20 protein-coding genes and 5 pseudogenes are annotated in these 25,270 nt (G+C 73.1%); 10 read left to right on the top strand and 15 right to left on the bottom strand.

Annotated features, from left to right (window positions below; translation table 11 throughout):
• Positions 1 to 170: 170 nt before the first annotated feature.
• From MF408_RS02945 to clpX, 4 genes are all read left to right on the top strand, one after another.
• A complete protein-coding gene (locus tag MF408_RS02945) occupies positions 171 to 1,664 on the top strand; it encodes a hypothetical protein (protein ID WP_240250200.1) in 1,494 nt (497 codons plus the stop codon).
• A 37-nt stretch (positions 1,665 to 1,701) separates the two neighbouring features.
• Positions 1,702 to 2,307 carry an ATP-dependent Clp protease proteolytic subunit gene (locus MF408_RS02940; RefSeq protein WP_240251610.1) on the top strand — a complete coding sequence of 202 codons (606 nt, stop codon included), beginning with the start codon at positions 1,702 to 1,704 and terminating at the stop codon, positions 2,305 to 2,307.
• 4 nt (positions 2,308 to 2,311) lie between these two features.
• Positions 2,312 to 2,920 (top strand): ATP-dependent Clp protease proteolytic subunit, encoded by a 609-nt coding sequence (locus tag MF408_RS02935; RefSeq protein ID WP_240250199.1) that lies wholly within the window; start codon positions 2,312 to 2,314, stop codon positions 2,918 to 2,920.
• A gap of 142 nt (positions 2,921 to 3,062) precedes the next feature.
• A complete protein-coding gene (clpX, locus tag MF408_RS02930) occupies positions 3,063 to 4,340 on the top strand; it encodes an ATP-dependent Clp protease ATP-binding subunit ClpX (protein WP_240250198.1) in 1,278 nt (425 codons plus the stop codon).
• Positions 4,341 to 4,343: 3 nt separating this feature from the next.
• On the opposite strand, the gene MF408_RS02925 is transcribed toward clpX, so the two are convergent.
• Positions 4,344 to 4,784 (bottom strand): thioesterase family protein, encoded by a 441-nt coding sequence (locus tag MF408_RS02925; RefSeq protein WP_240250197.1) that lies wholly within the window; start codon positions 4,782 to 4,784, stop codon positions 4,344 to 4,346.
• A 100-nt stretch (positions 4,785 to 4,884) separates the two neighbouring features.
• Here MF408_RS02925 and MF408_RS02920 point away from each other — a divergent pair, with 100 nt between their 5' ends.
• Together MF408_RS02920 and MF408_RS02915 are read left to right on the top strand one after the other, a co-directional pair.
• Positions 4,885 to 5,262 carry a TetR/AcrR family transcriptional regulator gene (locus MF408_RS02920; RefSeq protein WP_240250196.1) on the top strand — a complete coding sequence of 126 codons (378 nt, stop codon included), beginning with the start codon at positions 4,885 to 4,887 and terminating at the stop codon, positions 5,260 to 5,262.
• Positions 5,243 to 5,473, top strand: coding sequence for a hypothetical protein (locus tag MF408_RS02915; RefSeq protein ID WP_240250195.1), 231 nt, complete (start codon positions 5,243 to 5,245; stop codon positions 5,471 to 5,473). Before MF408_RS02920 ends, MF408_RS02915 begins: the two co-directional genes overlap by 20 nt.
• Before the next feature lie 86 nt (positions 5,474 to 5,559).
• Here the strand turns inward: MF408_RS02915 and MF408_RS02910 are convergent, their stop codons facing one another.
• The 4 genes and pseudogenes from MF408_RS02910 to MF408_RS02895 all read right to left on the bottom strand — a co-directional run bounded on the left by MF408_RS02910 (position 5,560) and on the right by MF408_RS02895 (position 10,940).
• Positions 5,560 to 6,981 carry an HNH endonuclease signature motif containing protein gene (locus tag MF408_RS02910; RefSeq protein WP_240250194.1) on the bottom strand — a complete coding sequence of 474 codons (1,422 nt, stop codon included), beginning with the start codon at positions 6,979 to 6,981 and terminating at the stop codon, positions 5,560 to 5,562.
• Positions 6,982 to 7,116: 135 nt separating this feature from the next.
• On the bottom strand, positions 7,117 to 7,632 hold the full coding sequence (locus MF408_RS02905; RefSeq protein WP_240250193.1) for a hypothetical protein: 516 nt from the start codon (positions 7,630 to 7,632) through the stop codon (positions 7,117 to 7,119).
• Between the two features lie 126 nt (positions 7,633 to 7,758).
• Positions 7,759 to 10,387 (bottom strand): annotated as a pseudogene (gene valS, locus MF408_RS02900) (valine--tRNA ligase).
• A gap of 319 nt (positions 10,388 to 10,706) precedes the next feature.
• Positions 10,707 to 10,940, bottom strand: a complete 234-nt coding sequence (locus MF408_RS02895) for a hypothetical protein (protein ID WP_240250192.1) — start codon at positions 10,938 to 10,940, stop codon at positions 10,707 to 10,709.
• A 567-nt stretch (positions 10,941 to 11,507) separates the two neighbouring features.
• Between MF408_RS02895 and MF408_RS02890 the strand changes: the two genes are divergently transcribed.
• On the top strand, positions 11,508 to 11,651 hold the full coding sequence (locus MF408_RS02890; protein WP_240250191.1) for a hypothetical protein: 144 nt from the start codon (positions 11,508 to 11,510) through the stop codon (positions 11,649 to 11,651).
• A gap of 52 nt (positions 11,652 to 11,703) precedes the next feature.
• On the opposite strand, the gene MF408_RS02885 is transcribed toward MF408_RS02890, so the two are convergent.
• Positions 11,704 to 14,067, bottom strand: coding sequence for a glycoside hydrolase family 3 C-terminal domain-containing protein (locus MF408_RS02885; protein WP_275693427.1), 2,364 nt, complete (start codon positions 14,065 to 14,067; stop codon positions 11,704 to 11,706).
• A 552-nt stretch (positions 14,068 to 14,619) separates the two neighbouring features.
• Between MF408_RS02885 and MF408_RS02880 the strand changes: the two genes are divergently transcribed.
• Entirely contained in the window at positions 14,620 to 15,789 is a 1,170-nt protein-coding gene (locus MF408_RS02880) for a calcium-binding protein (protein WP_240250189.1), read from the top strand.
• A 42-nt stretch (positions 15,790 to 15,831) separates the two neighbouring features.
• Here the strand turns inward: MF408_RS02880 and MF408_RS02875 are convergent, their stop codons facing one another.
• The 6 genes and pseudogenes from MF408_RS02875 to MF408_RS02855 all read right to left on the bottom strand — a co-directional run bounded on the left by MF408_RS02875 (position 15,832) and on the right by MF408_RS02855 (position 19,933).
• Positions 15,832 to 16,119 carry a biotin/lipoyl-containing protein gene (locus tag MF408_RS02875; protein ID WP_240250188.1) on the bottom strand — a complete coding sequence of 96 codons (288 nt, stop codon included), beginning with the start codon at positions 16,117 to 16,119 and terminating at the stop codon, positions 15,832 to 15,834.
• A gap of 250 nt (positions 16,120 to 16,369) precedes the next feature.
• Positions 16,370 to 16,672, bottom strand: a pseudogene (locus tag MF408_RS24800) (hypothetical protein); the annotation flags it as partial.
• Positions 16,673 to 16,868: 196 nt separating this feature from the next.
• Positions 16,869 to 18,029, bottom strand: a pseudogene (locus MF408_RS24795) (pyruvate carboxylase); the annotation flags it as partial.
• Between the two features lie 79 nt (positions 18,030 to 18,108).
• A pseudogene (locus MF408_RS24790) lies at positions 18,109 to 19,209 on the bottom strand (biotin carboxylase N-terminal domain-containing protein); the annotation flags it as partial.
• Between the two features lie 70 nt (positions 19,210 to 19,279).
• Positions 19,280 to 19,444: a hypothetical protein gene (locus MF408_RS02860; RefSeq protein ID WP_240250187.1), complete on the bottom strand. Its 165-nt coding sequence runs from the start codon at positions 19,442 to 19,444 to the stop codon at positions 19,280 to 19,282.
• 228 nt (positions 19,445 to 19,672) lie between these two features.
• The gene (locus MF408_RS02855; RefSeq protein ID WP_240250186.1) at positions 19,673 to 19,933 is read right to left on the bottom strand and encodes a hypothetical protein; all 261 of its coding nucleotides are present in this window, start codon (positions 19,931 to 19,933) and stop codon (positions 19,673 to 19,675) included.
• A gap of 514 nt (positions 19,934 to 20,447) precedes the next feature.
• Here MF408_RS02855 and MF408_RS02850 point away from each other — a divergent pair.
• Positions 20,448 to 20,678, top strand: coding sequence for a hypothetical protein (locus tag MF408_RS02850; RefSeq protein WP_240250185.1), 231 nt, complete (start codon positions 20,448 to 20,450; stop codon positions 20,676 to 20,678).
• A gap of 321 nt (positions 20,679 to 20,999) precedes the next feature.
• Positions 21,000 to 21,491: a TetR-like C-terminal domain-containing protein gene (locus MF408_RS02845; RefSeq protein ID WP_240250184.1), complete on the top strand. Its 492-nt coding sequence runs from the start codon at positions 21,000 to 21,002 to the stop codon at positions 21,489 to 21,491.
• Here MF408_RS02845 and MF408_RS02840 read toward each other — a convergent pair.
• The 3 genes and pseudogenes from MF408_RS02840 to MF408_RS02830 all read right to left on the bottom strand — a co-directional run bounded on the left by MF408_RS02840 (position 21,481) and on the right by MF408_RS02830 (position 25,243).
• Positions 21,481 to 22,275 (bottom strand): PH domain-containing protein, encoded by a 795-nt coding sequence (locus MF408_RS02840; protein ID WP_240250183.1) that lies wholly within the window; start codon positions 22,273 to 22,275, stop codon positions 21,481 to 21,483. The two genes, MF408_RS02845 and MF408_RS02840, sit on opposite strands and share 11 nt — an antisense overlap.
• 654 nt (positions 22,276 to 22,929) lie before the next feature.
• Entirely contained in the window at positions 22,930 to 23,358 is a 429-nt protein-coding gene (locus tag MF408_RS02835) for a PH domain-containing protein (RefSeq protein WP_240250182.1), read from the bottom strand.
• 91 nt (positions 23,359 to 23,449) lie between these two features.
• A pseudogene (locus tag MF408_RS02830) lies at positions 23,450 to 25,243 on the bottom strand (biotin carboxylase N-terminal domain-containing protein).
• Positions 25,244 to 25,270 lie beyond the last annotated feature (27 nt).

Genomic DNA, 25,270 nt, shown 5'->3' with positions numbered 1-25,270 from the left:
GACGCCAAGGAGTGACCGCTCCCTAGAGCAGCGAACCGGTACGGCGGCCCCGGCGGGCCGCCGTACCGGCGTTTTCGGGCGGTCCGGCGCACGTTTTTCATCCCTGAGGCGCACCCGGTTGCGTCCGTGGGACGAGGCGCGGGGTGCCCCTCCGTCCCTACCGTCACGCCGTGACCAAGCGACCCAGGAACCCCAGGACCCGGCAGCGGCGGTTCGGCGCCGCGGCGCTGCTCGCCGTGGTGCTCACCGTGCTCGGCATCCCCGCCGCCCCGACCGCGCAGGCGGCGGTGGAGTGGAACGACGGCGCGGCCCGCTACACGCGGGTGCTCAACTGCCCGTCGGTGATCTGGGGCTCGCCGTACTACGAGAACGGGATCGGGGCCTACGCCGGGCACGCGGTCGACCTGGCTACCGACCAGCCCAAGGTGGGCGAGGTGTTCTACGTCCACGTCCAGGTCTTCGGCCTCGGCAACCCGTGCGCGGGGACCCTGGTGCAACCGACGTTCAACCTGCCCGCGGGGGCGAGCTTCGCCCGCGACCACCCGATCCAGTGCTACGTCAACGGGGCCGGCGGCAACGCGCCCAACAACAACTGCCCCGGCTGGGACCACCTCGACGCCAACGGCGCCTACTACAACCGCAACCAGGGCGACTACCCCTCGGTCTGGCCGATCCCGCAGGGCGTCGACTTCGAGATCCGGGTGCCCGTGCGCGCCGACCGGCCACACACCGGGACCAACTGGTCGGTGACGCTGTGGACGGCCGACGGCAACGCGAGCCCCACGCTCCAGCTGCCGGCCACGATGTTCGTCTTCGGTGCGCCCCAGCCGCCGCCGGACCCGAAGGTCACCTACCCGACGCCGTCGACCAAGCAGGCAGCGCAGACGCCTGGCGGGCAGCCGACGCGGTACGGCCTCTACTCGGAGTTCGGTGTGACCGACCTGCGCGGGGTCGCCGGGACGCTGACCTTCCAGCTCGGCACTGCGGCGAACGACCTGAGCCCGGTCGCGTCGGTCCCGCTCCAGGCCGGCCAGGCCACCGCGTCCGCCTGGACCGACTGGGACGAGCCCGGGGTGACGCTGCGGGCCGGCCGCACCTACTACTGGCGCGGGGTCTTCGACCCCGGACAGCCCGGCGGCGGCGACGCCCGCTCGGGCCCGGTGCAGTCGTTCACGGTGCCGGGCGGCGGGCCGGGCCCGGAGCCCGAGCCGGATCCCGACCCGGAGCCCCAGCCGAACCCCCAGCCGAACCCCCAGCCGACGGCCACCTGCAAGGGCCTGCGGGTGACCGTGGACCTCGCGAAGGGCCAGCGACCGACCGCCCGCCGCGACGTCATCCTCGGCACCCCGCGGGCGGAGACGATCCGCGGCCGCGGGGGCGACGACGTGATCTGCGGTGGCGGCGGCAAGGACCGGCTCCTCGGTGAGGGGCGGTGCCGACCGGCTGTCCGGCGGCGCCGGACGCGACACCTGCATCGGCGGTGCCGGCCGGGACCGGGCGGACACCTGCGAGGTGCGGCGCCAGGTCCCGTGACGGCGACCCTCGGGACGTCATACGCCCCGGGCCACCGGTGGCCCCGGGCGTATGACGTCCGGCCGCGGCCCGTGTCCGCTGTCGGCGAACAGGGGCCGAGATCCCGTGGATCCGGGTCCGGGGACGGCTAGGGTCGGCCCCGTGACTCAGAATCCCAGTGCTCCCGAGATGAACGGCGCGGCCGGGCTCAACCTGCTCGACGACAACATCTACAGCCGGTTGCTCCGCGAGCGCATCGTGTTCCTCGGCTCCGAGGTCCGCGACCAGAACGCCAACGCGATCTGCGCCCAGCTGCTGCTGCTGTCGGCGGAGGACCCCGAGGCCGACATCTTCCTCCACATCAACAGCCCGGGTGGCTCCGTGGACGCCGGCATGGCGATCTACGACACCATGAACTACATCCCCAACGACGTGGCGACCGTCGGCATGGGCCTCGCGGCGTCGATGGGCCAATTCCTGCTCTGCGCCGGCACGAAGGGCAAGCGCTACGCCCTGCCGCACGCGCGGATCATGATGCACCAGCCGTCGTCCGGCATGGGCGGCTCGGCCTCCGACATCAAGATCCAGGCCCAGCAGTCGCTGCACATCAAGAAGGTGCTGCTCGAGCTGATCTCCAAGCACACCGGTCAGAGCGTCGAGCAGGTCACCGCCGACGCCGACCGCGACCGCTGGTTCACCGCCGACCAGGCACTCGAGTACGGCTTCATCGACAAGGTGATCGCCAGCGCCAAGGAAGCCTCCGACGAGGGTCGTCCGGCCCACAAGAAGGACTGAGGACATGAACTACTACATCCCCCAGTGGGAAGAGCGGACGTCGTACGGCTTCCGGCGCATCGACCCCTACGCCAAGCTGTTCGAGGACCGGATCATCTACCTCGGCACGCCGATCTCCGACGACGTGGCCAACGCGGTGATCGCCCAGCTGCTGTGCCTGCAGTCGATGAACCCCGACCAGGACATCAGCATCTACATCAACAGCCCGGGCGGTTCGTTCACCGCGCTGACCGCGATCTACGACACGATCCAGTTCATCAAGCCCGACGTGCAGACGGTGTGCATCGGTCAGGCCGCCTCCGCGGCCGCGGTGCTGCTCACCGCCGGCGCCAAGGGGAAGCGGCTGGCGCTGCCCAACAGCCGGATCCTGATCCACCAGCCCTACACCGAGGGCACGTTCGGCCAGACCTCCGACATCGAGATCCAGGCCAACGAGATCATCCGGATGCGTGAGCTGCTCGAGAAGATGATCAGCGACCACACCGGGAAGTCCACCGACGAGGTCAGCCGCGACATCGAGCGCGACAAGATCCTCACCGCGGAGCAGGCGATCGAGTACGGTCTCATCGACTCGGTGCTCGCCTCGCTCAAGGGCGTGCCCGCACTCACCTGACCGTCCGGGGCGGCGTCCACGGCGCTGCCCCGACCACCGGAAGCGACCATGACCGCGCCGACCCGCACCTCGTGTCCGTCCCCACGCCGGGGGCGGCACGGGGTACCGTCGGAGAGTTCGATCGACGTGAGGAGTTCCACCCGTGGCACGCATCGGTGACGGAGGCGACCTGCTGAAGTGCTCTTTCTGCGGGAAGAGCCAGAAGCAGGTCAAGAAGTTGATCGCCGGTCCGGGTGTCTACATCTGCGACGAGTGCATCGACCTCTGCAACGAGATCATCGAGGAGGAGCTCAACGAGGGCACCGAGGTGGGTCTCGACGAGCTGCCCAAGCCGAAGGAGATCTTCGACTTCCTCAACTCCTACGTGATCGGCCAGGAGCAGGCGAAGAAGTCGCTGGCGGTCGCGGTCTACAACCACTACAAGCGGGTGCAGGCGGGGGTGCAGCCGGTCTCCGGCAAGCACAGCAAGGACGAGGTGGTCGAGGTCGCCAAGTCCAACATCCTGGTGATCGGCCCCACCGGCTGCGGCAAGACCTACCTCGCCCAGACGCTGGCGCGGATGCTCAACGTGCCGTTCGCCATCGCCGACGCGACCGCGCTCACCGAGGCCGGCTACGTCGGCGAGGACGTCGAGAACATCCTGCTCAAGCTGATCCAGGCCGCCGACTACGACGTCAAGAAGGCCGAGACCGGCATCATCTACATCGACGAGATCGACAAGGTCGCCCGCAAGGCCGAGAACCCGTCGATCACCCGTGACGTCTCCGGCGAGGGCGTGCAGCAGGCGCTGCTGAAGATCATCGAGGGCACCACCGCCTCGGTGCCGCCCCAGGGCGGTCGCAAGCACCCGCACCAGGAGTTCATCCAGATCGACACGACCAACATCCTGTTCGTCGTGGGCGGTGCGTTCGCTGGGCTCGAGCACATCATCGAGCAGCGGGTCGGCAAGAAGACGCTCGGCTTCACCGCGGAGGTCCGCGGCAAGGAGGAGCGCGACGCCGAGGACCTGCTCGCCCAGGTGCGCCCCGAGGACCTCACCAAGTTCGGCCTGATCCCCGAGTTCATCGGCCGGCTCCCGCTGATCGCCAGCGTGTCCAAGCTCGACCGCGAGGCGCTGGTGCAGATCCTCACCGAGCCGCGCAACGCGCTGGTCAAGCAGTACCAGAAGCTCTTCGAGCTCGACGGCGTCGAGCTGGAGTTCACCCAGGACGCCATCGAGGCCGTCGCCGACAAGGCGATGGAGCGCGGCACCGGTGCCCGCGGCCTGCGCGCCATCATCGAGGAGGTCCTCCTCCACGTGATGTACGACGTCCCGTCGCGCGGCGACGTCGCCAAGGTCGTGGTGACCCGCGAGGTCGTCGACGACGACGTCGCCCCGACGCTCGTCCTCCGCGAGACCAAGAAGAAGAAGTCCGCCTGACGCTCAGGCCGCACGCCGCCGGGTGACCCCCGGCGCGAGCAGCGGGGCAGCCAGGTCCCAGACGTCGTCGGGGATCGGTGTCGGCCGCAGCGTCCGGCCGTCGAGGAACACGACGACCCGGTGGCCGTCGGCGTGACGCACGGTGCGGTCGGCCGAGAGGACCTGGAACCGGTAGGTGACGCTGGTCGTGCCGGCGCGCTCGACCCAGAAGTGCACGTCGACGTCGCCGATGCCGAGCACGGGCTGGTGGTAGGTCAGCTGCAGGTCGCGGATGACGAGCACCGCCTCGGCCGGGTCGATCTGCCACCCGGCGTCGAGCCAGAAGTCCTGGACGGCGTTGTCGAAGAGGGTGGCGAAGCGCGCGTGGTAGAGCATGCCGAACGCGTCGAGGTCGGCGACGTGCACCCGCTGCCGGACGACGACGCCGGTGCTGGTGTCGATCATGAGGGCTCCCTCCTAACTCTACGACCGATCGGTCGTGTTGTGAGAGGAGCGTAGCGTCGAGCCGTGGTTTGCGTCCAGTCGGTCGTATAAACTGGTCGGCGTGACGACCGACACCACCACCGACGGCCGGCGGGCCCGCGGCGACGTCACGCGGCGGCGGGTGGCGCGCGAGGCGGCGATGATCGCGACGGTCAGCGGGCTCGACTCGATCAGTGTCGGCGGGCTCGCCGAGCGCACCGGGGTGAGCAAGAGCGGCATCATGACGGTCTTCGGCTCCCGCGAGGCGATCCAGGTCGCGGCCGTCGCCCAGGCGCGGCGGATCTACCAGGAGCACGTGATCGGTCCGGCGTGGGAGCGCCCCGCAGGGCGGGACCGGCTCGTGGGGGATCCTCGAGTCCTGGCGCGCCTACCTCGGGTCGGCGGTGTTCCCCGGCGGCTGCTTCCTGGCGACGACGTCGGTGGAGTACGGCCACCGTGAGGGACCGGTTGCCGACGCCGTACGACGGCTCAAGCGCGAGTGGCTCGACCTGCTCGAGGGTGAGCTGCGCGCCGCCGGCGTGGCCGACCCTGTGGACGCCGCGTTCCGCATCGACGCCTACCTCGACGCGGGCAACGCCCGGTTCCAGCTGTTCGGTGACCGCGACGACCTCGAGCGCGGCTGTCGGCTCGCGCTCGAGGTCGTCGGGTAGACGCCGAGGTCAGCACGGCGGAGCAGGAGGTGGTCCGCGCCTACGTGGTCCGGTAGGGCGGCCGCGGGCGCGGGTGCGGTCGTCCCTCAGGCGGCCTTGGGTGGTGGTCGTTGGGCGGGGCGGTAGGGGCACCTGCTGGTGTCGTCGACTGGTGGTGGTGGGGTCCAGATGGGTCGGCGGGTGTCGGGGTGGATCTGGACTTGCCATGGTGTGCGGTGGGCGAGGGTGTGGTGCTTGCGGCACAGCAGCACCAGGTTGTCGAGGCTGGTGGGTCCGCCGTCGGCCCAGTGGAGGATGTGGTGGGCGTCGCAGGCGATGGGGAGGCGGTTGCAGCCGGGGAAGGCGCAGTGCTGGTCGCGCAGGACGAGGGCGAGCCAGATCGCGGCGGTGACCAGGCGGCTGGCGCGACCGACGTCGAGGACCTGGCTCTGGCTGCCGAGGACGGCGGGGATGATCTCGGCGTCGCAGGCCAGGCGGCGTACGGCGGCTGCGGACAGGGTCTCTCCGGAGGGCAGGGTGCCGCCGATGCCGGGTTGACGTCCGCGGCGCGGTCGCCGGTCGTCGGGGAGTTGTTGGCGGAGGTCGTCGAGGGTGGTGGTGGCGAAGATCCGGGCGGTGGAGCCGTGGGCGTGGGGCAGGGAGTCGGTGGCGTGGAGCCGGTCGCAGGTCTCGACCAGTGCGTCCCACATCCGGGCGCCGGCGTCGCGGGGGTCTTTGCCGTCGTGCGCGCAGCCGGGGGTGGGGCAGGGGCGTCCGAGGCGGCGGCCCTGGTCGTCGAAGCGGCTGATGTTGTCGGGGTCGCCGCCGCAGGCGCCGCGGTCGGTGACCACGGGTGCGGCCAGCGGCATCAGGGTGGCCTTGACCAGCTCGGCCTCCTCGAGGCTGGCGTAGCCCTTGATCCGCACGCCGCCGAGGGTGTCGTTGGTGAAGGAGAGGAACCGGGCGTGGTGGACACCGCGTTCCTCCAGCTCCTTGTCCCGGTCCGAGCCCAGCACCCGGCCCTCGGGGTCGAGCTGGTTGACCACGCCGGGGAACGCCTGGTCGAGGTCGGTGGCGTCGCGGCCCTCGGTGCGGGCCAGGTCGACCAGCACCGCGGCCGCACCGGTGCGCAGCTTGGGCACCCGGGGCAGGGTCGCGACCCGGCCGCCGATCGCGCCGGCCTGGGCCAGGGAGAGGTCACCGGCGGCCATGGCCGCGCGCACCGCCGGTAGTTCGGCGGTCTGCTTGGCGACCCGGTCGTAGGCCGCGCCGGCGCCCTTGCGGCCGCCGAGGGCGTGGGTGAGGAAGTCCTTGGTCGAGGCCCAGCCGGCGGCCTCGGCTGAGCCGGTGGCACCCAGCCGCTCGGTGATCCGCACCAGGGCGGCGTCGGCCTGGTTCTTGACCTTTCCCAGCAGCACCGCGACCTCGAGCAGGTCCTGCCCGCCCACGGCGTCGAAGTCGACCTGTGCCACCGCCGCGGCAGCCTCGACCGCTGCAGCGGCCGAGGAGCGGGCGTCGGGAGAAGGCATGCGCCCATCCTATCGAACGCATGTTCGATTGTCGACGCCTCGAGAGTAGAGATTTCAGTCGTGCGGGGTGCCGACGACCTCGAGCGCGCCTACCGGCTCGCGCTCGAGGTCGTCGGGTAGTTGTCGGTCGTCGGGTCAGCGGACGGTCGCGCAGGTCACGCTGCCGCGGAGGACGAAGTCGTCCCAGAGCGGGGAGCCGCGGAACGAGTAGCCGGTGGCGGTCGCGTTGAGCGTCGCCGTGCTGGGCGAGCGGTAGAGGACGGCGGGGCTGTAGGCGTCGTTGCCGACGTAGACCCAGGTCACGCTGCTGCCGAGCGCCTTCTTGCCCTCGGGGCAGGCGACGTCGACGTGGATCCAGTCCTCCGTGCCCTCCGAGGCCGCGCTGTCACCGGTGACGACCTGGTAGCCGCTCACGCCGTCGCGCCCGGCCGGGCCCTTGCGGCCCTGGAGCGCCTTCCGGGTCTTGGGCGCGAGGTCGGCGGTCTGGACCGCCTTGTCCTTGATGTGCTTGGTCGTGATCGCGTTCTTGGCGATGTCGCGACCGCTGATCAGCGGCGCGGCCGTGGCGACGCCGGTGATCGCTGCCAGCACCAGTGCGGCGCAGGCGACGACGAAGGAGGGCGTGACGCGGGGTCTCGTGTTCGTCTTCATGCCGCGGAGGCTAGGAGCCCCGCAGCGCGGACCCGCCGGCTCGGGCACGCGGTTCGTCCTCGGGGACGACCGATTTCATCCCCGCGAACGAGGGGGACGCGGGAGCCGCCCCGGGGCGGAACGGTCCTACGCGTCCTGCTCGGCGAGCGTGGCGTCGACGCTGATCTCGGCGAGGGCGTCGTCGACGGTGAACACGAGGTCGCCGGTGATCCGGCCCGCGGCCCGCAGGTCGGAGGCCGCCCGCTCGGCGTCGCGGACCAGCTTCTCCGGACCCCGGACCTCCACCCGGGTCAGCGGCGTCTTCATGCCGACCTTGGCCTGCGACTTCGCGCCGCGGACGCCGGCCAGGGCGGCGGCCACGCCGTCGATGATCCGGGCGTCCTCGGCCGCTGCCGAGCCCAGCTCGGCGACCGTGGGCCACGAGGCGCGGTGGACCGAGCCCGGCCGCCACCACGACCAGACCTCCTCGGTGACGTAGGGCAGGAACGGCGCGAGCAGCCGCAGCTGCACCTCGAGGGCGAGCGCCAGGGTCGCCCGAGCCGACTCGGTCGCGGCACCGCCACCACCTTCGACGCTGCCGTAGGCGCGCTCCTTGACCAGCTCGAGGTAGTCGTCGCAGAACTCCCAGAAGAACTTCTCGGTCACCTCGAGCGCCGTCGTGTAGTCGTAGGCCTCGAACGCGTCGGTGGCCTTGACGACGACGTTGGCCAGCCGGCCCACCAGGGCGCAGTCGACCTGCTCGGTGACGGCGACGGTGCTCAGCTCGGTCGCGCCGACGCTGCCGAGCACGAACTTGGAGGCGTTGAGGACCTTCATCGCCAGCCGGCGGCCGACCTTCATCTGGGTCTCGTCGAACGGGGGAGTCGAGGCCCGGCCGGGCGATGGCGGCCCGCCACCGGACGGCGTCGGCGCCGTACTTGTCGAGGATCTCGTTGGGCACCACGACGTTGCCCTTGGACTTCGACATCTTCTTCCGGTCGGGGTCGACGATGAAGCCGGAGATCATCGCGTGCGACCACGGCGCGACGCCGTTCTCGAAGTGGGCGCGGACGACCCGCCCGAACAGCCAGGTGCGGATGATGTCGTGCGCGTGGGTGCACAGGTCCATCGGGAAGACCCGGTCGAACAGGTCCTGGTCGTCCACCCAGCCGCCGGCGATGTGGGGCGTGAGCGACGAGGTCGCCCAGGTGTCCATCACGTCGGGGTCGCCGATGAAGCCGCCCGGCTTGCCGCGCTGGTCCTCGCTGTAGCCCTCGGGCGCGTCGGTCGACGGGTCGATCGGGAGCTGCTCCTCGGTCGGCAGCAGCAGCCGGGTGTGGTCGGGCTCGCCGTCGGCGTCGAGCGGGTACCAGACCGGGAACGGCACGCCGAAGAACCGCTGCCGCGAGATCAGCCAGTCGCCGTTGAGGCCGCCGACCCAGTTGTCGTAGCGGTGCCGCATGTGCGGCGGGACCCACTCGATCTCGGCGCCGCGGGCGAGCAGCGCGTCCCGGACCGGGGCCTCCGCGGCCGCCGTTGCGGACGTACCACTGGCGGGTCGAGACGATCTCGAGCGGCTTGTCGCCCCTTCTCGTAGAAGTTCGCCATCCGCTGCGTCGGCGTCGGGTCGCCGACGAGGTCGCCGGTCTCGCGGAGCTTGGCCACCACCAGCTCGCGGGCGGTGTGGACCGTCTTGCCCTTGAGGTCCTCGTACGCCGCCGCGGCGCGGTCGCCGGCCAGCCACTCGGGCGTCTCCCGGCTGAACCGGCCGTCGCGGCCGATGACGGTGCGCACCGGCAGCTGCAGCTCGCGCCACCACTGGACGTCGGTGAGGTCGCCGAACGTGCAGCACATCGCGATGCCCGCGCCCTTGTCCCTCTCCGCGGCGGGGTGGGGGAGGACCGGGATCTCGACGCCGAAGACCGGCGAGGTGACCGTGGTGCCGAACAGCGGCTGGTAGCGCTCGTCGTCGGGGTGCGCGATCAGGGCCACCACCGACGGGATCAGCTCGGGACGGGTGGTCTCGATGTGGACCGGGGTGCCGTCGGGCCGGTGGAAGGCGACCCGGTGGTAGTGGCCGGCGTACTCCCGCGCCTCGAGCTCGGCCTGCGCGACCGCGGTCTGGAACGTGACGTCCCAGAGCGTCGGCGCCTCCTGCAGGTAGGCCTCGCCGCGCGCGAGGTTGCGCAGGAACGCGCGCTGGCTCACCCGCTGCGCCTTGGCGCCGATCGTCGTGTAGTTGACGTCCCAGTCGACGGAGAGGCCGAGTGTGCGCCACAGCGACTCGAAGACCTTCTCGTCCTCCTCGACGAGCTGCTCGCACAGCTCGACGAAGTTGGGGCGGCTGATCGGGATCTGCCGCTTCGGGTCCGGCTTCGCGGGCGGGGGTGAAGTCGGCGTCGTAGGGCAGCGACGGGTCGCACCGGACGCCGTAGTAGTTCTGCACCCGGCGCTCGGTCGGCAGCCCGTTGTCGTCCCAGCCCATCGGGTAGAACACGGCCTTGCCGCGCATCCGCTGGTAGCGCGCGATGAGGTCCGTGTGGGTGTAGGAGAACACGTGGCCGACGTGGAGGCTGCCGCTGACGGTCGGCGGCGGGGTGTCGATCGCGTAGACGTTCTCGCGGGGCTGGCTGCGGTCGAAGGCGTAGGTCCGCTCGTCCTTCCACTGCGCGGCCCACTTCGCCTCGAGGCCCTCGAGGGCAGGGCGGTCCGGTACCTCGACCGCACCGGTGCCGGTGCTGGTCGGGTCGGGGGCCTGCTGCGGGGTCTCGGTCATGGCCAAATCCTAGGCGGACACGACGTCACGGTTGGATCTGGTTACCCGCCCCGGGCTACGGTCGAGCGATGACTGCGACCACCGCGCCTCGGATCCGCGTGCTCGCCGCCGCGTTCTGCGCCACCGCCCTCGCGACCGTGCTGACCGCGACGACCACGTCCGCGCCGTCCGGGGCGTCGACCGCCGCTGCGGCCGCCGGCCCGGCTTCGGTGACCCTGGAGGGCCGCGGCTACGGGCACGGCAAGGGGATGTCGCAGTGGGGCGCGCAGGGCGCTGCGTCGGAGCACGGGCGCACCTACCGCCAGATCCTGCGGTTCTACTACCCCCGTACGACGTGGGGCACGGCGCGCGGCAAGGTCAAGGTGCTGATCACCGGCGACACCAGCGACGACGTCGTGGTGCGGGCGACGCCCGGCCTGCGGATGCGGCGGGTGGCGAACGGCCGCACCTGGAAGCTCGGCCAGGCGCCGAGCCGGTGGCGGCTCACCGCCGCGAGGGGCGGTGCGGCGACCACGCTGTGGAAGCGCACCGACCGGTGGCGGGCGGTGCGCACGGTCGCGGGCGAGGCCGAGTTCGTCGGGGGGCGTGGTGACGCTGGTCAAGCCCGGCGGGGCGACCCGCTACCAGGGGGCGGTGCGGTCGGCCGTCGCAGGCAAGCGCCGCAACACCGTCAACGTGGTGTCCCTCGAGGCCTACCTCCGCGGCGTCGTGCCGCTCGAGGTGCCGGCGCTGTGGCACCCCCACGCCGTCCGGGCCCAGGCGGTCGCCGCGCGGACCTACGCCGCGTTCGAGCGCCGCGACCGGGGTGGCTACTTCGACGTCTGGGACACCACCCAGTCCCAGGTCTACGGCGGCGTCTCCGCCGCGCACCCCGCGTCCGACCGCGCCATCCGCGCGACCCGCGGCCAGGTGCTGGTGCACGGCGGCCGGCCGGCGTTCACCCAGTTCTCCGCCAGCACCGGCGGCTGGACCGTCGACGGTGGCCGGCCCTACCTGGTGGCCAAGCAGGACCCGTGGGACACCTGGTCGGGCAACCCCAACCGGCGGTGGCGGGTGACCCTCCGGGCGACGGCGATCGAGGAGGCGTTCCCCCCACATCGGCGACTTCCGCCGCCTGCGCGTGGTCGAGCGCGACGGCAACGGCGGGTGGGGCGGCCGCGCGCTCGAGGTCCGGATCGTCGGCAGCAAGGCGACGGCGACCCCCACCGGCGACACGTTCCGGTCGATCTTCGGGCTGCGCTCCACCTGGTTCCGGGTGCGCTGACCGACGGGTGCAACCCGGGGACCGGCCGCCGGCCGGTCCCCGGGAGCGCAGGTCAGCGGACCCGCACCCGCGTTCGCAGCTCGGTGTCGAGCGCGGAGTGCCCGACCCGGACCGTCACCGGCCCACGGGTCTTCACCCACCGGTCCCTGGCACTGGCCCAGTACGACAGCGCCTGGTCCGGCACGTCGATGCGGACCCGTGCCGAGCGTCCCGGCCGCACGAGCACCGTGTCGAACCCGGCCAGCTGGCGCGGCGGTGTGCGCACCGCGTCGGTGGGCAGCCGGCCGACGTACACCTGCGGCACGTCGATGCCGGCTCGGTCGCCGGTGTTGGCCACGCGGAAGGTGACCCGCAGGCCGTCCCTCGTGTCGCGCACCCGCAACCGCCGGTAGTCGAACGACGTGTACGACAGCCCGTGGCCGAACGGGTAGCTGACCTCTCGGCGAGCGAACCCGCGGTAGCCGACGAAGACGCCCTCGCGGAACCGGGCGGTGCCGGCGGGGGTGCCCGGGATGACGCTTCCGTTGCGGGGGATGGTCGCCGTCAGGTGCCCGGACGGGTTGACGTCGCCGAACAGCACGTCGGCGATGGCCGCGCCCTGCTCCTGGCCGGGGTACCACGCCTGGACAGCTCCCTCGACGGCCCGGATCCACGGCGTCACCCGCGTCGCCGCACCGGTCTCCACGACCACCACGACGTTCGGGTTGACCGCAGCGACCCGTCGGATGAGCTGTTCTTGCTCCTTCGGCAGGTGGATGCCGGGTCGGTCGACGCCCTCCGTCTCGTAGTCGCGGACGACGACGACGGCCATCCGCGAGCGGTCGGCGAGCCGCACCGCAGCGCGCATCATCGGACTCATCACCCGCTCCGGGTGCCTCCAGAAGAACCGGACCTGCCCGCCCTGGTAGGTGTTGAGCGCCGGTGCGGAGTACTCGATCTCGACCTCGACCTCCTGACCCTGCCGCAGCCGGATCCGCTTGCCCACCGACGAGAGGTCGCCGGTGTGCTCGACGAAGGTCTCACCGTCGATCGCGAGGGTGGCATCCCCACGAGCGGTGAGGCCGAGCGTGTAGACCCCCGTCGCCGGAGCCGTCAGGACGCCCGTCCACCGGGCCGAGAGGTCGCCGAAGAGCGGGAACTCGCCGACCGGCGTCGGGATCTTCGGAGAGGTGGCGTTGAACCCCGGGAACGTCTGGAAGCCGAAGCTCACGTTGACGTTGGGGTCGACCACGCTGCGGTAGGGCTCTCCACCGGGGAACCCGTCGTCGGTCCAATACTGCGCCGAGAGACCGTCCTCGCGGCTGCCGGGCGCCGAGCTCAGGACGGACGACGGCACGGGAGCAGGACCCGGCAGCAGGTCGCCCTCGGAGATCCCGTCGACGCCCTGGGCGTACCGGACGCGGGTCCGGTCACCAGCGCGCTGACGGATGCCTTGCAGGGGGCTCACCGACCGGGTGGGGACGCTGACGACCGAGGACCCGCCGCCCTGGGCGGAGATGTTGTCGGCGTCGGGGCCGATGACCGCGATCGAGCGCACCCGATCGGCGATCGGCAGCACGCCGCCCCGGTTCTTCAGCAGGACCATCGCGCGGGCGGCGACCCGCCGGGCGAAGTCGCTGTTCCGCTCCTTGTTCCACGGGTTGTAGCCGGGGCGGGTGTCGAACAGGCCGAGACCGACCATGGTGCGCAGGATCCGGCGAGCCATGTCGTCGAGCCGTGCCTGGGAGACCTCGCCGTCGGCCACCGCCTGCAGCAGCCGCTCGCCGAAGTTCGCGGTGCCGGGCCCTTGGTCCCCGGGCTGCTCCTGGTCGAGGCCGTTGTTGGCCGCCTGGACCGTGCTGGGCGTGGCGTTGTAGTCGCTCATCACGAACCCGCGGAACCGCAGCTGCTGCTTGAGGATCCGGTTGAGGGCAGGGTGCTCGCAGGCGTGCACGCCGTTGAGCCGGTTGAACGAGCACATCATCGAGCCCGGGTGCGAGCGTTCCTGGGCGATCGCGAACGGGCGGGTGTAGACCTCTTGCAGCACGCGCTCGCTCATCTCGGCCGAGACGTCGAACCGGTCTGTCTCCTGGGTGTAGGCGAACGGGTGCTTGAGGGTGGCGAACACCGGGTGGCTCTGGATGCCGCGCACCACCTCGGCGCCCATCAGCCCCGAGAGCAGTGGATCCTCGCTGAAGCCCTCGAACGCGCGTCCCCACAACGGCGTCCTCGCGATGTCGAGGGTGGGGCCGAGCAGCGCGTTGTGCCCGGTGTCGAAAGCCTCCTGGCCGAGCAGGTCGCCGTACCGCCGGGCCAGCCGCTGGTCGAAGGTCGAGGCCAGTGCCGACCCCGACGGCAGCTGGGTGGTCGACCGGTCGACCTCCGGGTTCGCCACCCGGACTCCGATCGGGCCGTCGGCCATCGTCAGCGCCGGGATGTCGAGCCGCTCGATCGGCGCGTTGTAGAAGCCGAAGAAGTTGTTGAGGTCGCCGGTCGCGAGATCGGCCTTTTTCCTCGTTCGTCATCTGGTCGAGCAGCTCCTGCACCCGCCGCTCGACCGGTCCGGAGTCGTCCCACCGCCGTGCCTGGTACCGCTGGCCGTCGGGCCGGACCGCCACTCGGTCCGGCTCGAACCCGGGTCCCTCGAAGCGGGTCCTCGGGTCGGTCGGGTCGTCGTCCTCGCCGACCGCCGACCCCATGCTGGTGATCACCGCGAGGGCGGCGACCAGCACCGTCGCCCCTGTCGTTCGTCTGGTCCTCATGCCACGTCCTCCGAGAAGGGAGTCCGCGAGGTCGTCCCCCATGGGACCGTCATCGGGGCGGTTGGGCGGCCTGGCGTCTACCCGGGGTACCCAGGGTCAGTGAGCGTATGACGGTTCGTCCTCGGCAAAGTGGGTGACGCCGGTCCGGACGGTGCATGCCCCGCGCGGCGAGCGGCAGGACTGCCCGATCGGGGTGTCAATCTGCCCTTTCCGTCGTTGACCGGGGCATGCGCAGATCGCTTCTCACCCTGGTCCTCGCCGCCGCCGTGGCGCCCGTGACGTTCGTCGGTGTGTCCGCAGCCGCCCCGCCCACCACCTGCCAGGGTCGGCCGGCCACCCTGACCGGAACCGACGGCGACGACGTCCTCGAGGGGAACCTCCTGCCCGAGGTGGTGCACCTCGGCGAGGGCGACGACGTCTTCAACGGGCACGGCGGTGACGACGTCGTCTGCGGCGGTCCCGGTGACGACCTGCTGCTCGGCGGGGCCGGCGACGACGTCCTCGACGGCGGGGCCGGCGGCGACACCCTCATCGGCGGGGACGGCGACGACCGGGTGTGGGGGCGCGGCGGCGCCGACGGCATCGGCGAGGGGCCGGGCGACGACCGGGTTGCGGGCGGTGGCGGCCACGACCTGCTCAGCTACGAGGACTTCGACGGTGGACCGGTGCGCGTCGACGGGGCGCGCGCGACCGTGGACGGCGCGGGCCACGACCAGTACGGCCAGGTCGAGATGGTCCGCGGCACGCCGGCCGCCGACCGGATGGTCGGCGGCCCCGACGCCGACGTCTTCGACGGCGGCGGCGGAGCAGACGTGGTCCGGGGCCGGGGTGGCGACGACGTGCTGCGCGGCCGGGGGGCGACGGTCAGCGGCGGCGCCGGGGCGGACGACGTCGTGGTCGTCGGCGGGAGCGGCCACGGCAACGGCGGGCACGACCGGGTGGTCGGCTCGGCCGGCGCCCGCACCACCGGCGACGGCGGCAAGGACCGGATGCGTGCCGACGGCCGGACCACTGCGCTCGGGGGCGCGGGGCACGACGTGCTCGAGGTTCGCTCGCGCCGCGCCGGGCGCCTCGACGGCGGCCGCGGCACCGACACCCTCCTGTTCCCGCGGTTCCGCACCGGCGTCCGCGTCGACCTGCCCCGCCGCCGGGCGGCGTGGCGAGGCGGCGCCGTGACCGTGGTGTCGGTCGAGGTGGTGCGCGGCACCCGGTACGACGACCGGCTGGTCGGCACCGGCGCGCGCAACCTCCTCGACGGTCGCGGCGGCGACGACGTCCTGCGGGGCGGCGCCGGGAACGACATCCTCCTCGGTCGTCGCGGGTTCGACCGCGGTTCCGGCGGGCCGGGCGGCGACGTGTGCGCGACGGAGGTGGCGCTCACCTGCGAGGTGAGGTGACGCCGGCCTCCGCCGCTCGCGGCAGTCAGTCGAGCACCAGGATCAGGTCCCCGCCCTCGACCGGTTGGGTCTCGCTGATCGCCACCCGGGACACCGTGCCGGCGCGGGGGCGGTGATCGAGGCCTCCATCTTCATCGCCTCGATCGTCGCGACCGTCTGCCCCTCCTCGATCTGGTCGCCCTCGGCGACGACGACGGTGACCGCGCCCTGGAACGGCGCCGCCACGTGGTCGGGGTTGCCGGGGTCGGCCTTCTCCTGGGCGGCGGTCTCGGCCGCGACGCCGCGGTCGCGGACACTGACCGGCCGGAGCTGGCCGTTGAGGGTGCACATGACCGTGCGGAAGCCGCGCTCGTCGGGTTCGCTGATCGCCTGGAACCCGAGGATCAGCCGCTTGCCCTCCTCGATCTCGACCTCGTGCTCGTCACCCGGGCGGAGGCCGTAGAGGTAGTCGAGCGTCGGCAGGATCGACAGGTCGCCGTAGGAGGCGCGCGCCGCCTCGAACTCGCGGGTCGGGCCGGGGGAACAGCAGCCGGTTGAGCGTGGCCCGCCGGTCCTCGGCCAGGCCCTTGCGCTGCTCCTCGGTCAGCTCGGCGGCCGGCGGCGTCCAGGACCGCCCGGCGAGCGCCTTGCTGCGGAACGGCTCCGGCCAGCCGCCCGGCGGGTCGCCCAGCTCGCCGTTGAGGAAGCCGACCACCGAGTCGGGGACGTCGTACTTGTCCGGGTTCTCGGCGAAGTCGGCCGGGTCGGCGCCGAGCCCGACGAGCGCGAGCGCCAGGTCGCCGATCACCTTCGAGCTCGGCGTCACCTTCGGCACGTTGCCGAGGATGTCGTTGGCCGCGGCGTACATGTCCTCGACCTGCTCGAACTTCTCGCCCAGGCCCAGCGCGATCGCCTGCTGGCGCAGGTTCGACAGCTGGCCGCCGGGGATCTCGTGGCGGTAGACGCGGCCGGTGGGGGGAGGCGAGCCCCGACTCGAACGGCGCGTAGACGCGGCGGACCGCCTCCCAGTAGGGCTCCATCGCGCTGACGGCCGCGAGGTCGAGCCCGGTCTCCCGCTCGGAGTGGTCGGTCGCGGCGACGAGACCGGTGAGCGAGGGCTGGGAGGTGGTGCCCGACATCGACGCGGCGGCGGCGTCGACGGCGTCGACGCCCGCGTCGATCGCGGCGAGCAGCGTGCCGAGCTGGCCGCCCGGGGTGTCGTGGGTGTGCAGGTGCACCGGGAGGTCGAAGTTCTCCCGCAGCGCCGTGACCAGGCGGCGGGCCGCCGGGGCGCGCAGCAGCCCGGCCATGTCCTTGATCGCCAGCACGTGCGCGCCGGCCTCCACGATCTCCTCGGCGAGCCGCAGGTAGTAGTCGAGCGTGTAGAGCTTCTCGCCCGGGTCGGAGAGGTCACCGGTGTAGCAGAGCGCGACCTCGGCGACCGCGGTCCCGGTCTCGCGGACCGCCTCGATCGCGGGCCGCATCTGGGAGACGTCGTTGAGCGCGTCGAAGATCCGGAACACGTCGAGACCGGTCGCCACCGCCTCCTCGACGAACGCCGCCGTCACCTCGGTCGGGTACGGCGTGTAGCCGACGGTGTTGCGGCCGCGGAGCAGCATCTGCAGGCAGATGTTCGGCATCGCCTGGCGCAGCCGCGCGAGCCGCTCCCACGGGTCCTCGGAGAGGAAGCGCAGCGCGACGTCGTACGTCGCCCCGCCCCAGGCCTCGACCGACCACAGCTGCGGCGTCGTGCGGGCGACGTGACCGGCCGCGCCGAGCAGGTCGATCGTCCGGACGCGGGTCGCCAGCAGGCTCTGGTGGGCGTCGCGGAACGTGGTGTCGGTGACCGCCACCTGCTTCTGCTCGCGCAGCCGGCGGGCGAACTCCTCCGGGCCCACCTGCAGCAGCAGCTGCCGGGTGCCGTCGGGGGCCGGCACGTCCAGCGAGAGCTCCGGCAGCTTGGTCTGCGGGTCGAGCGACACCGGCGGGTCGCCGTACGGCTTGTTGACCGTGACGTCGGCGAGGTAGTTGAGCAGCTTGGACCCGCGGTCGGCGGCCGGCCGGGCGGCGAGCAGCTGCGGGTGCGTCTCGATGAACGAGGTGGTGACGTCGCCGGCGGTGAAGTCCGGGTCGGCCAGCACGGCCTGGAGGAACCCGATGTTGGTCGCCACACCGCGGATCCGGAACTCCGCCACCGCCCGGCGCGCCTTCTCCACGGCGAGCTCGTGGGTGCGGCCGCGGCAGGTCAGCTTGGCCAGCATCGAGTCGAAGTGGGGGGCTGACCTCGGCGCCGGTGTAGATCGTGCCGCCGTCGAGGCGGACGCCCGGTCCGCCGGGGGAGCGGTAGGTCGTGATCTTGCCGGTATCGGGCCGGAACCCGTTGGCCGGGTCCTCGGTGGTGATCCGGCACTGCAGGGCGGCGCCGCGGAGCCGGATCCGGTCCTGGGTCAGGCCGAGGTCGGCGAGGGTGTCGCCGGCGGCGATCCGCAGCTGCGACTGCACCAGGTCGACGTCGGTGACCTCCTCGGTCACGGTGTGCTCGACCTGGATCCGCGGGTTCATCTCGATGAAGACGTAGTTGCCCTGCGGGTCGAGGAGGAACTCGACGGTGCCGGCGTTCTTGTAGCCGATGTGGCGGGCGAACCGGACCGCGTCGGCGCAGATCCGGTCGCGCAGGTCGGGGTCGAGGTTGGGTGCGGGGGCGATCTCGATGACCTTCTGGTGCCGCCGCTGCACCGAGCAGTCGCGCTCGTAGAGGTGGAGGACGCCGCCGTCCTCACCGTCGCCGGTGCCGTCGGCGAGGATCTGGACCTCGATGTGGCGGGGGTCGACGACCGCCTGCTCGACGAAGACCGTCGGGTCGCCGAACGCGGCCTCGGCCTCGCGCATGCAGGTCTCGATCGCCTCGCGCAGCTGCGCGGCCTGGTCCACCCGACGCATGCCGCGTCCGCCGCCGCCGGCCACGGCCTTGACGAAGAGCGGCATCGGCAGCTGCTCGGCGGCGGCGAGGAGCTCGTCGACGTCGGTCGACGGCGGCACGCTCTGCAGCGTCGGGACACCGGCCTCCCGGGCCGCGGCGATCGCCCGCGCCTTGTTGCCGGTCAGCTCGAGCACGTCGGCGCCGGGGCCGACGAAGGTGATGCCCGCGTTGACGCAGGCCTCGGCCAGCGCGGGGTTCTCCGACAGGAAGCCGTAGCCGGGGTAGATGGCGTCGGCGCCGCACTGCACGGCCACCGCGACGATGGCGTCGGGGTCGAGGTAGCTCCGGACGGGGTGGCCGCGCTCGCCGATCTCGTAGGCTTCGTCGGCCCGCAGCCGGTGCTCGGACCAGCGGTCCTCGTAGGGGAACACGGCGACCGTCCGGGCGCCCAACTCGTAGGCCGCGCGGAACGCTCGGATCGCGATCTCGCCCCGGTTGGCCACCAACACCTTGGAGAACATGCGAGCAAGGTACCTAGGGGGTGCCCGGTCGGTTGTTACCGGTACGTACTCCGGATGGCTCCCCGGCTCGTCAGGCGCCGAGCGCCGCCCGGGCGGCGAGCACCTCGGCGTAGAGACCGCGGTCGAGCGCCGCGCCCTCCCGGCGTACGTCGGCCACGGCGAGCACGACCAGCCGGTCGAGGCGCACCTCGCTGGGCCGCCGCTCCCGGTCCCATCCGCCGGCCCCGACGTCCATCCAGTGCCGGCCGGCGGCGGCCTCCCTGCGCGGCGTCGCGGTCGTGGTCCTTGCTGGTCATCACGAGGCACTCGACGACCTCGACGCCGGCCGGGTCGGTGCGGGTGCCGATCACCAGCACCGGCCGGTCCTTGCCGCGGCTCGGGTCGTCCTCGTAGGGGACCCAGGCCCAGCAGACCTCGCCGGGGTCGGGGCGGCCGTCGGGCCGCGGGCGGTAGTCGGCGGTGGTCACGCGCTCATTGTGCCGCTGCCGTCGCTTGCGGCGCCGCTGCGGTCCCGGCGGTCCGCCACCAGGCGACCGTCTCCGCCGCGACGGTCGTGAAGCGGCGTCGGTGCGAGCCCCAGCCGACGCTCGCTGGCGGAGGAGTCGAGGACGAACGGCCGCTCGAGCTGGAAGGCGAGCTCGGCGAGCTCCCGGGTGCCGCCGTGGACGGCGCCCAGCCCGCGCAGCAGCCAGCCGGGGATCGTGCCGAGCCGCGGCGCGGGCACGCCGGCGGCGTCGGCGAGCAGCCCGACCAGCTGGCGCTGGGTGACCGGCGGCGCCGTGGGGGGCGTGCAGGACGCTGTCCCACAGGCCGGGGTCGGCGGCCGCCCGGACCATCGCCGCGGCCAGGTCGGGCACGTAGGTGAACGAGTGCGGCTGGTCGAGACTGCCGACGACCCGGACGGTGCGACCGGCCAGGATCGGCTCGACCATCCGCGCGCCGGCGTGGGCGGTGCGCACGAACGGACCGATGAAGTCGGAGGCCGCGACGCTGACCGTCGGCGTGGACGAGGCGGCCCGCGCGCGGAGCAGGTCGGTGCGGACGCCCTGCTTGCCGCGGGACGCCGCGCGGGGGAGGTCCTCGGTGATCGGCCCGTCGACCTCGCCGTAGGAGTAGAGGCTCTCCGGGAACACCACGACCGCGCCGGCCCGGCCGGCCGCGGCGAGCACGGCCTGCTCCGCGCGAGGGAGCTCGGCGCGCCAGGCTGCGGCGGCGTAGCGGGACGCGTGGATGCAGTGGTGGACGGCGACGGCGCCGGCGAAGGCCTCGTCGAGGCCGTCCTCGGAGGAGACGTCCACCCGGCGCCGTTCGACGAGGGGGTGCTCGGGCCCGCTGCCCGAGCGGGTGAGGAGCCGGACGGGATGGCCCGCCTCGGCCAGCTGGAGCGCGAGGGTGGTGCCGACGGGGCCGGCGCCGGTGACGACGTGGAGCTGCATGGGATGCCTCCGGTTGGATCGGATCAGGGATGAGAGCACCGCTCTCGAAAAACGAGCATTGCACGCGGAGCCGCTCTGACGCAAGAGCGGTGCTCACTTTGTTGACGGTGCTCGCGGCCCTGGGCAGGATGACCTCCATGCCCGGCACCCCTCGCGACCGCGCCCGTGCGCAGACGCTGCGCGACATCACCCGCATCGGCCGCGACCACCTGAGCCGCCACGGTGCCGCCGCCCTGTCGCTGCGCGCGGTCGCCCGCGACCTCGGCGTGGTCTCCTCGGCGGTCTACCGCTACGTCCGCAGCCGCGACGAGCTGCTGACGCTCCTCGTCGTCGACGGCTACGACGAGCTCGGCGATGCCGTCGACGCCGCCGTCGCCGCGGTGCCGGCGGACGCCCACCGCGAGCGGTTCCTCGCCCTCGGCCGGGCGGTCCGCGCGTGGGCGCTGGCCGAGCCGGCGACGTACGCCCCTGCTCTACGGCGGGCCGGTCCCGGGCTACGCCGCGCCGGGCGAGCAGACGACCGGGCCGGGGACCCGGGTGGCCCGCGCGATGGTGGGCATCCTCGCCGACGCCCACGCCGCCGGCGTCGTCGCGGACCCCGACGACCCCGCACCGGGGCAGGCGCTCGCGGCCGGGCTGGCCGACGTGCGTGCCCAGCTCGACGCGGCCGTGCCCGACCGGCTCCTGGTGCGGGGCGTGCTCGCCTTCACCAGCGTGTTCGGGATCGTGAGCTTCGAGGTGTTCGGCCAGTTCGGTCCCGACGGCCTGGGCGACGCCGAGGAGCTGTTCGAGCGGCACCTCGCGTCGCTGGCCGACCAGCTGGGCCTGCCGCCGATCAGGCCGTGAACGGGTCGAGCAGCCCCGGCGTGGCCGCGACGGCCAGCGCCACGGCGTCGCCCGCCGGCGCGTCCGGGGCGTGCACCGCGCCCTTGCCGCCGGCGGTGGTGGCGCTGAGCGTGGTCAGCCCGACCCGGCGCTGGAACCAGGTGTCGCGGAACGTCCACCCGATCACGTGGCCGGTCGCGAGCGCGTCGCGCTCGCGGAGCATCGAGCCGGAGCGCACGACGACGAACCCGTCGACGAGCCCATGCCCCAGCCCGCGGGCCCGGTCGCGGGCCAGGGCGAGCGCGGCGGCCACGGGGACGGCGGCCCCGACGAGCAGCCACGGCGGCGCGCCGAGGGCGACCGCCACGACCGGCACGGCGACGAACGGAACCGCACCGAGCAGGGCGCGGGTGTAGCGGCGCCGTACGGCGGCCGGGCCGTGGCCGCGCAGCGGGGCCGACATCGGCAGGTCGCTGGCCAGCACGGCGCCGGCGGCCTGCGCGACCACGCCGGCCGGTGCGGGCGGGACCAGCACCGCCGAGCTGCCCCGCCCCGCGCCGAGGCCGGTGACGATCGCGGAGAGCCGGCCCCCGCGGGCCAGCCGCAGCGCGGCCTGCTCGCCGCGGGTCACCCCGGCGACCCGCGCCACGTCGAGACTGGTCTCCCGCGTGGTGAACAGGCCACGGCTCACGTGCCACGCCGACCCCTCCCGGGCGAGGGTGAACCGCCAGTTGGTGACGAGATAGCCGCCGACGGCCAGCGCGGCCGCGACGACCACCACGCCGAGCAGCACGCCCGTGACCACGAGCCCGGTGAGCGCCGCCAGGTCGTCCTCGGTCAGCTCGACCCGCAGGCGGAACGACTCGCCGGCCTGGCCGACCGCACCGAGCAGGGCGCCGGCGGCGACGACGCCGGCGCTGGTGAACGGGGCGTACCACAGCCAGCGTGCCTCGAACCGGGCGACCGGCGGGACCTGCTCCGCTGCTGCCGCCGCGGGTTCCTCGGCGGGCGCGGCCGCGGCTGCGCCGGCGCGCAGCAGCTCCGCCCGCAGGGCGGTCGCCTGGTCGCGAGGGGAGCGCGTCGAGCTCGAGCCGCTCGCCGGCGTCGGTGGCCACGCTCCCGGTGCCGACCACGACCGTCGTCAGGCCGAGCAGCCGGTGCACGAGGGAGGAGGTGAGGTCGACGGTGCGGACCCGGTCGACCGGCGCGGAGAGCGTGTGCCGCTGCAGGAGGCCGCGGCGGAGCTCCACCCGGCCCGCGGTGATCCGGTAGCTCGTGGTCAGGTAGCGGACGACGCCGAGGCCGACCGGCACCGCGACGGCGAACAGCGACCACGGCCCCAGCCCGGAGGCGCCGCCGGCGACCAGCAGGGCGACCAGCGCCGGGAGGAACCGGCCCACCTCCCGGACCGGGTGCACCAGCAGCATCCGCGGGTCGAGCCGCAACCACGCCGGGTCGGTCACGTGGCGTCGCCCTCCACCAGGTCCGCCTTGAGGGTCAGCTCGTCGACCAGCCGCAGCGCCACGGCCCGGTCGAGCCCGTCGATGCGCAGCGCGCCGGCGGCCGACGCAGTGGTCACGGTGACCGCAGCGAGGCCGAAGAGCCGGGCCAGCACGCCCTGGGAGAAGTCGACGGTCTGGACCCGCGACATCGGCGCGATCCGGCGCTCGCGGGCCCACCAGCCGCGCTGGGTGTAGACGGCCGAGTCGGTGACCTCCCAGCGGTGGACGAGGTAGCGCCACTGCGGCACCCCGACCGCGTAGACCGCGCCCAGGACCGCCACGCCGGCGACGACCACCCACCACCAGCCGTCGTCGCGCAGCACCGCGACGACCACGGCGACCACCGCCAGCACGGCCGCCTCGGTCGCGCACTCCAGGCGCCACATCGAGCGGGCCCGCGGGTCGACGCGGTGGGCGGGGTCGCGGAGCTCCCGTCACGGCACCGACCCTAGGCGACCGCGGTGACCGGCCGGATGGTCAGTCCTTGAGCTCGCAGACGACCTCGCCGTTGGCGACGGTGGCGCCGACCTCGGCCTTCAGGCCGGTGACGGTGCCGGCCTTGTGGGCCTTGAGCGGCTGCTCCATCTTCATCGCCTCCATGACGACGACGACGTCGCCCTCGGCGACCGTCTGGCCCTCCTCGACGGCGATCTTGACGATGGTGCCCTGCATCGGGCTGGTGACGGCGTCGCCGCTGGCGGCGGCGCCGGCCTTCTTGCCGGCCGCACGCTTGGGCTTCTTGGCGCCGCCACCCCCGCGGCGGCGAGCCCGCCGAGGCCGGCCGGGACGACGACCTCGAGCCGGCGGCCGCCGACCTCGACGACGACCTGCTGCCGCTCGGCCTGCTCGGCAGGCTCGCCGACCACGCCGTCGTAGGGCTGGATCTGGTTGTCGAAGTCGGTCTCGATCCAGGTCGTGTAGACGCCGAACTCGCCCTCGCCGGCGGGGTCGGACGCGCCGACGTACGCCGGGTCGTCGATGACCGCGCGGTGGAACGGGATCACGGTCGGCATGCCGTCGACGCGGAACTCCTCGAGCGCGCGGCGCGAGCGCTCCAGCGCCTGGGTGCGGTCGCGACCGGTGACGATCAGCTTGGCGATGAGGGGAGTCGAACGAGCCGGGGATGGTCTCGCCCTTCTCGTAGCCGCCGTCGACGCGGATGCCGGGCCCCTGCGGCGGCGCCCACTCGGTCAGCGTGCCGGGGGCGGGCATGAAGTTGCGGCCGCCGTCCTCGGCGTTGATGCGGTACTCGATGGAGTGGCCGCGGACCTCGGGGTCGTCGTAGCCGAGCTCCTCGCCCGCGGCGATGCGGAACATCTCGCGGACCAGGTCGATGCCGGTGACCTCCTCGGAGACGCAGTGCTCGACCTGGAGCCGGGTGTTGACCTCGAGGAAGGAGATGGTGCCGTCGCGGCCGACGAGGAACTCGCACGTGCCCGCACCGACGTAGCCCGCCTCCTTCAGGATCGCCTTGGAGGACTCGTAGAGCCGGGTCACCTGCTCCTCGCTGAGGAACGGCGCGGGCGCCTCCTCGACCAGCTTCTGGTGCCGCCGCTGCAACGAGCAGTCGCGCGTGGAGACCACCACGACGTTGCCGTGCTGGTCGGCCAGGCATTGGGTCTCGACGTGGCGCGGGCGGTCGAGGAACTTCTCCACCAGGCACTCGCCGCGGCCGAACGCCGTGACCGCCTCGCGGACCGCCGACTCGTAGAGCTCGGGGATCTCCTCCATGGTGCGCGCGACCTTCAGGCCGCGGCCGCCGCCACCGAAGACCGCCTTGATGGCCACCGGGAGCCCGTTGGCCCGCGCGAACTCGACGATCTCGTCGGCGTCCTTCACCGGGTCCTTGAGGCCCGGCGCGAGCGGAGCGTCGACCTTCTGCGCGATCTGCTTGGCCCGGGCCTTGTCGCCGAGGGCGTCGATCGCCTCCGGCGGCGGGCCGATCCAGACCAGCCCGGCGTCGATGACGGCGCGGGCGAAGTCGGCGTTCTCGGCGAGGAAGCCGTAGCCGGGGTGCACCGAGTCGGCGCCCGACCGGCGGGCGACGTCGACGATCTTGGCGATGTCGAGGTAGGACTCCGCCGGCGTCGCACCGCCCAGGGCGTAGGCCTCGTCGGCGAGCCGGACGAACACCGCGTCGCGGTCGGGGTCGGCGTAGACCGCGACGCTCCCGATGCCGGCGTCCTTGCACGCGCGGATCACCCGCACCGCGATCTCGCCGCGGTTGGCGATGAGGACCTTCTGCAGCGGCTTGCTCGTCGGCTCGGGCACGGGCGACTCCTTTCGGGACGTTGCGGC

Source organism: Nocardioides sp. TF02-7 (assembly GCF_022437945.1).
Lineage (GTDB): Bacteria > Actinomycetota > Actinomycetes > Propionibacteriales > Nocardioidaceae > Nocardioides.
This window is presented reverse-complemented; position numbering and strand designations above follow the sequence as displayed.